Source organism: Anaerolineae bacterium (assembly GCA_016931895.1).
In the GTDB taxonomy this organism is placed as follows: domain Bacteria; phylum Chloroflexota; class Anaerolineae; order 4572-78; family J111; genus JAFGNV01.
The window spans coordinates 1-10,537 of sequence record JAFGDY010000226.1 but is presented as its reverse complement, the minus strand read 5'-3'; the positions used below and the strand labels follow the sequence as shown (position 1 = coordinate 10,537).

At 55.7% G+C, this 10,537-nt stretch carries 5 protein-coding genes; all 5 read right to left on the bottom strand.

Annotated features, from left to right (window positions below; translation table 11 throughout):
• Window positions 1-151: 151 nt before the first annotated feature.
• The 5 genes from JW953_16635 to JW953_16615 all read right to left on the bottom strand — a co-directional run bounded on the left by JW953_16635 (window position 152) and on the right by JW953_16615 (window position 10,366).
• Window positions 152-1,864 carry a right-handed parallel beta-helix repeat-containing protein gene (locus JW953_16635; protein ID MBN1994327.1) on the bottom strand — a complete coding sequence of 571 codons (1,713 nt, stop codon included), beginning with the start codon at window positions 1,862-1,864 and terminating at the stop codon, window positions 152-154.
• Window positions 1,865-2,203: 339 nt separating this feature from the next.
• Entirely contained in the window at window positions 2,204-5,464 is a 3,261-nt protein-coding gene (locus JW953_16630) for a histidine kinase (GenBank protein MBN1994326.1), read from the bottom strand.
• Window positions 5,461-6,159, bottom strand: a complete 699-nt coding sequence (locus JW953_16625; protein MBN1994325.1) for a response regulator transcription factor — start codon at window positions 6,157-6,159, stop codon at window positions 5,461-5,463. Before JW953_16625 ends, JW953_16630 begins: the two co-directional genes overlap by 4 nt.
• Before the next feature lie 238 nt (window positions 6,160-6,397).
• The gene (uvrA, locus tag JW953_16620) at window positions 6,398-9,397 is read right to left on the bottom strand and encodes an excinuclease ABC subunit UvrA (protein MBN1994324.1); all 3,000 of its coding nucleotides are present in this window, start codon (window positions 9,395-9,397) and stop codon (window positions 6,398-6,400) included.
• Between the two features lie 264 nt (window positions 9,398-9,661).
• Window positions 9,662-10,366, bottom strand: coding sequence for a GIY-YIG nuclease family protein (locus tag JW953_16615; GenBank protein MBN1994323.1), 705 nt, complete (start codon window positions 10,364-10,366; stop codon window positions 9,662-9,664).
• Window positions 10,367-10,537 lie beyond the last annotated feature (171 nt).

Here is a 10,537-nt window from a genome sequence, read left to right as displayed (position 1 = left end):
TCATCAGGAAAAGAAGCCTGCCCTTAAGCTTACTCCTGAACAATTAGCTCTTTTCCCTGACTTCATTTAGTTATCCCGAACTCAGGTCTTTAACAAATTTTTATATTCCATAGTTGTGTCTCCTTATCCTAATTATCCTCACCAATAAAGATCAATGATTTTTCAAGACAATGGGCAGGTAAACATCCCCCCCAGGCGCGGCGGGGAGCACAAACTCGTCTGCGCCGATGTCGGGGGAAGAATCTCGCGCCTCGCCGTCAATGTCAGCCGTCACGCCCGCATCCACCCCGGCGTCAATAGCCGGAGAGTCGGTTTGCAGGTGATATGTTCCGTCCAACAGCGGGGCCTGCCCCGTAATGGGATTGGTGTTGGTAATCGTGCCCGCTCCGCTGGTGTCGCTGCCGTTGGCGTAAAACAAGGTATTGAAAAGCCGGACCGTGCTGGTGGGCGCCACGATGATCCCGTAAGTGTGGCTGTAAATCAGGTTGTTGGTCAGCACCAGGCTCACGTAGGATTCGTTGACGTGGATCGCGCTGCGGCCATCGCCGGAACCCTGGTTGTTGGCAGCAAAGGTGTTGTGCAAAAGCGTGCCGGTGACCGGCTGGGAGGCACCGGTGTCAAAGGCCAGGCCGCCGCCTCGGGATGAGGCAACGTTTCCAGCCACGATATTGTTGGTCATCGTAAAGCTGGTATCACCTATGATATAGAAACCTCCACCCCGGACTGCAGAATTGAACAACACCCGGTTCCCGCTAAGAAGCAAGTCATGGGAATCATAGACCCAGAGACCACCGCCTCTCCCGCTTGCCCCTGCTGAGTTATCCTCGATCGTGTTGCCTTCGACGCGCAATCTGTTCACCCCCTCAGTGCTTATGCCACCGCCAAAGCCGGTGACACTACCGAGTAGGTCGGCGATGTTGTGTCGAACGACGTTGTTGTTAAGCACTGCTCCGTCGCTGAATTCAACGTGGATACCGGCCCCCACGCCAGGATTGAAACCCAATCCCGCCAGAGCCACGTTGTACTCAACCCGATTCCCATCCACCATAGCCCCGTCGCACCCGCCGAGAAAGATACCACCGCCCCATGCCCAATAACTGTTGGTGATAACCCCGGTATTACTGAGAACTACGTTGTTGACCACCTGTACTCCAGGTGAACCATTCACGTAGATACCACCGCCCTCTCCACCAGAGGATGTGTTGGCGACGTTTGAGATCACCTGGTTAGCCGAGATAACGGCGCTGCCGGGTGAATCGTGCACGTAGATACCGCCGCCAGCCCCAAAGCTACTGGTGCTGGTATAGGCAATGTTGTTGCTGATGATGTTGCCGGCAATGATGGGGGTAGCATCATCGCTATAGATACCGCCGCCCAGGCCATTGTTAATAAGGGCGTTGGAGGCGTTGCCGCCCGTAATCCACAGCCCCTCGACGGTGGGCGAGATATTGCCGCTGCTGCCGTCAATGTAGAGGCCCCGCCCGTTCCCCTGGGCGTCCACCACCGTGGGTTGGGTCAGGGGGAAGGATTGTTGGAAACCGTTGTCGTAGCCTCCACGGATGGTGACCGTTTTGCTGATGTAGACCACCTGCCTCGCCTTGCCCTGGAGGTGATAGGTTCCCTGCTCCACCCAAATCTCGTCGCCGTCGTTAGCGGCATCTACGGCGGCCTGGATGGTCGTGAGACAGCGAAAGGCGCTAATCTGGCATGTGGAGAGGCCACACGAACCCGAGGGGGCCACACAACGGATAATGGGATCGGCAATGGCCGGCGTTGGCCCGCGCAGCAAAAACAGCAGGGCCATCGTCGCGGCCAGGGCTATTACCCAAATCAACAATAGTTTCAATAAGTTTTTGTGTTTCATTTTGTTCCTCCTGGCTTTTCTAAGGATTCGTAAAAGAATAACTTCCCTCAGTTGCTCTGAACGGAGCGTAGCGGAGTGAAGAATCCCCGCCGACTCGGTGGAGATTCTTCGCTTCGCTCAGAGAATGACATGACAAAAAATAAGCAAAAAGCTTTTACCTGTAGCATACCGCTTAAATGTCACGAGAATATCGCAAAATTGTCGCAAAATTGTCGCAGTTTTGGGGATGACTCAATAATTGGGGGTAGGGATAGTACCTTGGGCCTACCCAAGAGGAAGGGGAAGAAGAAAGGAGAAATTTTTCCAACTTCTATTTTCTAATTTCTACTTTCTAATCTCTCATTGCTGACGAGGGAGGATAATACTGAAGCAACTGCCTTCGCCGGGGGTGCTGCACACATCAACCGCGCCGCCCATCGCCTCGGTTAATTGTTTGACCAGGGCCAGGCCCAGGCCCGTGCCACCGCCGGCGCAACTCCGGCCCCGGTAGAAGCGGTCCCAAATGTGGGGCAAATCGGCGGGGTCAATGCCCTCGCCGGTATCCTGCACGTTAATGGTGACGGTCTCCGGCTGCTCTTCCAAACTGACGACCACGATACCGCCCGGCAAAGTATGGCGCGTGCCGTTGTGCAACAGATTCATCAACGCTTGCAGCAGCCGCCGTTTGTCGGCCAGCGCCCACAGTTCGCCGGCCTCTGTTTCCAGAGTGACGGACACTTTGCCCTGTTCCCAGGCCTGGAAGTCAACGGTTTTAACCGCCTGTCGCGCTACGGCCACCACGTTTGTCGGTGTTGAGCGCACGGTTAATTGATCCACTTCCAAACGCGATAGGGTAAACAGGTCGTCAAGCAAGGCTTGCAGGCGGTCAAGCTCTTGCAGCATAACCTCCAGGGAGACCCTAGAGGTTTTAGAAACCTCCAGGGTCTTTTGTCCCAAAGATTCCAGGTGGCCGCGCACTATGGCCACCGGCGCGCGCAGGTCATGCGAGATAGAGGCCACCAGTTGGCGGCGCGATTCAAGCAAAGCGGCGATTCTGTCTCGTTCTTTTTGCACGGCCCACATGGTCTGTGCCAAATGTTTTCGTGCCAGGCTTCTGGTGCGCAAACGAAAAGCGCCCAGCCCCAACAAAACCGCTACGATGGCGTAGAGCGTGTAGGCCCACCAGGTTTGCCAGGGCGGGGGCGTTACCGTAAGGCCAAGCGAGGCGCCTTCTTCGTTCCAGACGCCGTCGTTGTTGGAGCCTTTGACCCGAAAGGTATATATGCCCGGCGGGACATTAACATACGTGACAAAACGCCGCGCGCTGTCAACGTAATGCCAATCCTGCTCAAAGCCGGCCAATTTGTAGGCATATTGATTTTTGGCAGGGCTGGTGTAGTCGAGGGCGGCAAACTCAAATGAAAAAACGCGGTCCCGATAAGTGAGGGTGAGGTTGTTGGTCTCGCCGATAGCTTGCGCCAGGGGCGAATCGCCGGCGATAGGCACAGGGTTATTGAATAGTTGAAAGTCGCTGATGATGACCGGCGGAACGTGGGGATTATCTATAATGTTGGCCGGGTAAAACACATTAAAACCGTTGACGCCGCCAAAAAACATTTCGCCATTTTGACCCCGGGCATACGCGCCCCGGTTGAACTCGTTGCTCTGTAGCCCATCTTGCGCGTCGTAGTTTTTAATCTCGCCGGTGCGGGGGTTGAGTTTTGACAACCCTTTGCTGGAACTAAGCCATAAATTACCATTCTCATCCGCCAATATCCCGGCGATGGCGTCGTTGGCCAGGCCATCTTTTTCGGTGTAATGGCTAAAGCTGTTGGTGTCCCGGTGGAATTTGTTCAAACCATCGTCGGTGCCAAGCCAGAGCGTGCCGGTGGGGTCTTCAAACATCACCGCAATGGCGTTAGAACTCAAACTGTGGGGATCAGAGGGGTCGTAGTAGTAGCGGGTAAAGGTTTCGGTTTCACGGTCGAAGCGGTTCAGACCATCGTTGGTGCCCACCCACAGCAGGCCGGTTGAGTCTTCGTGGAGACATAAAATGGTGTTGCTGCTGAGGCTATGGGGATCGGTGGGGTGGTGGCGGTAATGGGCAAATTGCCCTGTCGCCCGGTCCAGCCGGTCAAGCCCGGCAAAAAAAGTGCCCACCCAGAGCGCGCCGGTTGAGTCTTCGTGAATGGCCGACACCACCTTATCACCCAGGCTGTGGGGGTTGGTAGGGTCAGGTTGGTAACGGACAAAGCGTCCGGTGTTGCGGTCGGCCAGTTGGTTGAGGCCGCCGTCCCAGGTGCCAATCCAGAGGGCGCCGGCCCGATCTTCGTAAATGGTCAGCACGGCGGCGGCGCTCAGGCTATAAGGGTCGGTGGGATCGGGCTGGTAATGACGGAACTGCTGCTGACCCGGCTCCAGCCGGTTCAAGCCGCCGGTGGGGCCGCTGGCGCCCACCCAAAGCGTACCGGCAGAGTCCTGGCGTAAGGCCCACACCGTATTGCTGCTCAGGCTGTGAGGGTCGGCAGGGTGATGCCGGTAATGGGTGAAACGCCTGGCCTTGAGGTCAAGTTTGTTCAGCCCGGCCACAGAGGTGCCAATCCAGAGCACACCGGAGCGATCCTGGTAAACGACATTGATGGCGTCGTAGCTTAAACTGTGGGGGTCAAGCGGATCATGGTAGTAGTGGGTAAATTGCCCGGTTTTTGGATCAAGTTCATTCACCCCCCCGGAAGCAGTTCCCACCCAGAGCGTGCCGGTTGAATCCTGGTAAAGGGCCGTCACTTCATTTTGGCTGAGACTGTGGGGATCATCAAAATCGTACCGATAGGTGATGAACCGGCCGGTCGCAGGGTCAAGTTTATTGAGTCCGCCGCTCAAAGTAGCCACCCAGATAAAGCCGTTTTGACCGGCGTAAACGGCGGCAATGTCATTATCACTCAAACTATGCGGGTTGACCGGGTGGTGCCGGTAAAGGATAAACCCGCCGGTGGCGGGGTCAAGTTTACCCAATCCCGCGCCCCAGGTGCCAATCCAGAGCATTCCGGCGGCATCTGCAACAATCGAGGAAATGTAGCTGTGGCTCAAATTAGAAGAGGTATGGGTATCGGGCCGGTAAGGGGTAAATTGTTCGGTGTGGGGATCAAACCGGCTAAGGCCATTGCTTTCAGTGCCAATCCAGAGCATGCCGGTGGCGTCTTGGTGAATGGCGGTGACAAAATTATCATTTAGGCTGTGGGGGTTGTGAGGGTTGGATTGGTAAGATGTAAATTGTTCGGTGGCGCGGTCAAATTTGTTCAGCCCGCTGCCAAGCGTGCCAATCCAGAGAGCGCCGCCGGAGTCTTCGTAAATCGCGCTGACTATATTGGCGCTCAAGCTGTGGGGGTCGTCCAGGTCGCGCTTGTAAACGGTAAAGGTGTAGCCATCGTATTTGTTCAGGCCGTCTTCGGTGCCAAACCACATCAGGCCCCGGCTATCTTGAAAGATACAGTATACGGCTACCTGCGAGAGTCCCTGCTCGGTAGAAATGCGCTCAAAACGGGCCGGCGGCGGCCCTTGCGCCTGGACGGTCGCCGGAAAAATGAGCAGCAAAAGATAAAGCAACACATACTTTGTCTTCATTCTTTCTTTCTCAGCCGATACCCCACCCCCCACACAGTTTCGATAACGTCACCCATGTCGCCCAGCTTTTTGCGCAGGCGCAGCATGGCGTTATCTACCGAACGGTCGCCGCCTACGTACACCTCGTCCCACACCGTGTCCAGCAGATACACCCGACTAAAAACGCGGCCCGGATTGCGCAAAAGCAGGTGCAGCAAATCAAACTCCAGGCGGGTCAGGTCAACCAGATTGTCGCCAACAGTCACCCGGTATTGGTTGGGGTCCAGGGCCAGACTTTGATAGGTAATAGACAGCTTGCTTTTGGCCCGGTCCTCGTTAACAATTCGCTGCACCCGTTCTACCCGGCGCAGCAGGGCATGGACGCGGGCCACCAACTCGCGCATGCTAAACGGCTTGGTCAAATAATCGTCGGCGCCAAGTTCCAGGCCAATCACCCGGTCGGATTCGTCGGCGCGGGCGGTTAACATGAGCACCGGCACCAGCGAAACCCGGCGCAGACGGCGCAGCACTTCCAGGCCGTCCAGGGCGGGGATCATCCAGTCGAGGATAATCAAGTCAACCTGCTGCTGCTCGTGCAGGTGCAGCGCCGTCACTCCATCAGCGGCGTGCAGCACCTCGTAGTCGCCTTGTTCCAATTCCTCGATAATGACTTTAGCCAGACCAATTTCATCTTCAACCAGTAAAATGGTAGTCATTGCGTTTTTTGCCCCGTTATGCCCAATGGAGTAAATCAAGGGGGATGCCTATATCTATCTTAGCATAATTTTGCCTGGAAGTATAGTGAATAAAAAGTATCAGTAGATCCAAATTTTGGCTGGTAGCAACGAACTTCAGTGCGCTTTTTAGGCATTAAAATACCGACTACAAACAAACATTTTTGATCTACTGAGTATGGGGAGCATTTCAGTTTTGGGGTAAGTTTGCGGTTTAGGACTACAACTTCATCTGCTCCAGGGCCACCTGACTTTCCTCCGGCACCCACCTGACCCCGGCCGCTTCATCTTGACTCAAGACCTTCTGCAAAAACCGGCCGGTGTAACTCTCGGCCGCCTGAGTTAACATTTCCGGCGTGCCGGTGGCAATGACGCGCCCGCCCTCGTCGCCGCCCTCCGGGCCGAGGTCAATGATCCAATCCGCGCTTTTGATGACATCCAGATTGTGCTCAATCACAATCACGGTATTGCCCGCATCGGTCAGGCGGTGCAGCACGTCGAGCAATTTTTGAATGTCGGCAAAGTGCAGGCCGGTGGTTGGCTCGTCTAAAATGTAAACCGTATCGCCGGTAGCCACGCGGGAAAGCTCTTTGGCCAGTTTGACCCGTTGGGCCTCGCCGCCGGAGAGGGTGGTGGCGCTCTGGCCGAGTTTGATGTAATCCAGCCCCACGTCGTGCAGGGTGGTCAAGATTCGTTTGACCGGGGGAATATTGCCAAAAAATTCCAGGGCCTCGGCCACGTCCATAGCCAGCGCCTCGGCAATGTTTTTGCCTTTGTAACGCACCTGGAGCGTTTCGCGGTTGAAGCGGGTGCCGTGGCACACGTCACACGTTACCCACACGTCGGCCAAAAAGTGCATCTCCACTACTTTTTGGCCATGCCCCTGGCAGGCTTCACAACGCCCCCCTTTCACGTTAAAACTGAAGCGGCCCGGTTTGTAGCCCCGGGTTTTGGCCTCGGGGGTTTCGGCAAAGAGCTTGCGGATATGGTCCCACACTTTTACGTAAGTAGCCGGGTTGCTGCGCGGGGTGCGGCCAATGGGGTCCTGGGTGATGTGGATCACTTTATTCACCTGGTCCACACCGTCCAGCCGTTCATAAGAGCCGGGATGCGCCTGGGCCTGGTGCAACAGGCGGGCCAGGGCCGGATAGAGCGTTTCGGTGATAAGGCTGCTTTTGCCGCTGCCGCTGACGCCGGTAACGCAGGTAAAACAGCCCAACGGGAAACGCGCGTCCACCTGCTTTAAATTATGATGCGTCACCCCGCCCAACTCCAACCAATAACCGTTGGCCTCCCGCCGCCCGTTGCCGGATACCACAGCCAATTCGCCGGAAAGATAGCGGCCGGTCAAAGAGGTTTTATCGCGCACAATTTCCTGCGGCGGCCCGGCAAACACAATCCGGCCCCCGTTGATCCCCGCGCCCGGCCCAAAATCAATGATCCAGTCGGCTGATTCCATCGTCTCCTGGTCGTGCTCCACCACAATCACGGTATTGCCCAGATCACGCAGCCGCAACAGCGAATCCAGCAACCGGCGATTGTCCCGTTGGTGCAAACCAATGGAAGGCTCGTCTAAAATGTACATCACACCCACCAGACCGGAGCCAATCTGCGAGGCCAGCCGGATGCGCTGCCCCTCCCCGCCGGAGAGCGAAGGCGCGGGCCGGTCGAGGGTTAAATAATGCAGCCCCACGTCTAACATAAACTTCACCCGGTCGTGGATTTCTTTGAGCAGTTCCTCGCCAATTTCAAACTCTTGCGGGGTTAAGGGCGTCACAGCACGCTCACTCGCCGCCGCCCGGTCATCATTACAACTTCTCCCCGTAACGCCAACCGCACCCATTGCCTCAGCCTGACCTTCAGCCTGCGAGCCGCTCATCAAGGCGCAAATCCAGCCATAAGCCTCGGCCACGCTCATGGCGGTAACTTCAGAAATGGTGAACCCGCCCACCGTCACCGCCCCAGCCTCCGGCCGCAGCCGATGCCCACCGCAGGTGGAGCAGGGTTGCTGGCTGAGATACCGGCTGTAATACTCCTGCATGCCGTCCGATTTGGTTTCCCTGTACCGCCGCTGGACGGCCTTGAGCACGCCCTCGTAGGGCCAGGAGCCGGTGAAATTTTCACTGTGATATTGGAACCTGATATTCGGATTACCATATAAAATCAGGTCCCTCACTTCTTGCGGCAAATCGCGCCAGGGGGTGTTCAGGTTGACGTTGAAACGCCGGGCAATTTGCCAGGCAATTTGTTTGGCCCAACTCTTTTTTTTGCCAATTTCGCCCCAGGGCAGCACCGCCCCCTCGTTGATGGATTTGGCCGGATCAATAAACAGGTTGGGGTCAAACTCCAACTTAAATCCCAGGCCGTTACAAGCGGGGCACATGCCCAATGGCGAGTTGAAACTGAACATCTGGGGACTCAGGTCGGGGAAGCTCAAGCCGCAGTGGGCGCAAGCGTTTTTTTCGGAGAGCAGCAGTTCCTCGCCGTCGGCAACGTCCACCATCAGCATCCCGTCGCCCCAGCGCAGCGCAGTTTCCACCGAGTCGGCCAGCCGCGCCGCAAAATCATCCTCCACCTCCGCCGGGATGACCAGCCGGTCCACCACCAGCTCAATGTCGTGCTTTTTGTTTTTGGCCAGCTTGATACGCTCGTCCAGTTCGGTGGTCACGCCATCAATGCGGGCGCGGACAAACCCATCGGCCCGAGCCGCAGCCAGGGCGTCTTCAAACGTGCCCTTGCGCCCGCGAGCAATGGGCGTTAGCAGTTGAAAGCGCGTGCCGGCCGGCAGACCGGCCACCTGCTCAATGATCTGTTGGGCGCTCTGTTGTTTGACCTCCCGGCCGCAGTTGTAACAATGCGGCGTGCCCACGCGGGCAAACAGCACCCGCAAATAGTCGTAAACCTCGGTCACCGTGCCCACGGTGCTGCGCGGATTCTTGCTCACCGCCTTTTGCTCAATGGCAATGGCCGGGCTGAGGCCGCCGATGTAATCCACCTTGGGCTTTTCCATCTGCCCCAAAAACTGCCGGGCGTAGGCCGACAGGCTTTCTACGTAACGCCGCTGTCCTTCGGCGTAGAGCGTGTCAAAAGCCAGCGACGATTTGCCGCTGCCGCTCACGCCGGTAAAAACGATCATTTTGTGGCGGGGGATTTCCAAGTTTATGCTTTGCAGGTTATGTTCTTTGGCTCCTTTAATAATTATCTTATCGCTTTGGGCCATGGGTGGGTTTACTCCATATTAAGGATAACGCGTTAAGGATTAACGTGGGAATAAGCAAGATATAGGGTAGCAGCGTAGCAAGGTAACATTAGGAGAGGGTGAAAACGAGGATAGTGATCCAAATTTGGTCGCCCCGTTATAGGTTAGCTGGCTCTACTTGACATATCAGAACAGATATTCTACCCAACCGGACATTATAGCACAAGAGCGGCTTCCCTACAAAAACGACGAAGGACAACCTTAAATCGAGGCCGCGAAAATCGGCTATGGCCGTCGCAGCCTGGCCACTATCTCATTCAAACCAAACAACCGAGCGCCAGCGACAAAAGACTTCTCCCTGAATTCCTCAATTTCCAGCAGCGCCGCTACCTGCTCGTCCGACAATTTGAACCATTCCCCCGCCATCTGAAAATCGCGTAAGGCGAAGTGTAACGCCTCTTCTGCGGCGCTGGCATTGTCCGCCTTAAAAGCGTAGAGTAATTTTAGCTTCTCGGGGCTTGCCGTTTGCAGGCTGTTCAAACGGGCCGGCGGGTCGTTGGATTTGCCAATCTTGTAGATTTTTCTGCGCCCGGCCCGGATAAGATAAACGTAGTCTGTGCCGTCCAGGGGTAGGGCGGCCCGTTTTGAAGTCTTGAAGGTCGGTTCGGATTTCTCAACGGGTTTACCGGCAAGCTGGATGATGCGGATATTATCCAGGCTCTTTCCGAACTTTTTTTGCCCCCTGTCAAAACAGGCGTTTTGCATCAAGGTGACAGACAGGCTTCTGTCCCCCTCAAAATCTCGCGCCACAAAATAACGCCTGCCGCCTATACACAGATTCCCCTCGTTGTAAAAACGGGCAATGAACCGATGCAGTACAGGATGATTCCTGGCGTAAGCCAGTTGTGTCCGATATTTCAGAGAAAACACAGGGCCGTCTGATTGCGCCTGACCAATGACGCACGGCAGGACAAAGGATACGTGGGGCATCCCGCGAAATCTCCCCTTGTTTTCAGGCAGACAACTTTTGACAGCGACATCATCAAACGAAAACTTGACCTTGTGCTTGAATATCTCATTGACTAACACTTTTAACATTTATCTATATTCCAGACAGTTGGAGTATGGTCAGGTCTCATTATTAGTTTGAAATTGTTCAGG

Bases quoted from the DNA above. Each gene is read 5' to 3' on its own strand.
- JW953_16635 (MBN1994327.1), bottom strand. From the start codon at position 1,864: ATGAAACACAAAAACTTATTGAAACTATTGTTGATTTGGGTAATAGCC.
- JW953_16630 (MBN1994326.1), bottom strand. From the start codon at position 5,464: ATGAAGACAAAGTATGTGTTGCTTTATCTTTTGCTGCTCATTTTTCCG.
- JW953_16625 (MBN1994325.1), bottom strand. From the start codon at position 6,159: ATGACTACCATTTTACTGGTTGAAGATGAAATTGGTCTGGCTAAAGTC.
- uvrA (MBN1994324.1), bottom strand. From the start codon at position 9,397: ATGGCCCAAAGCGATAAGATAATTATTAAAGGAGCCAAAGAACATAAC.
- JW953_16615 (MBN1994323.1), bottom strand. From the start codon at position 10,366: ATGCCCCACGTATCCTTTGTCCTGCCGTGCGTCATTGGTCAGGCGCAA.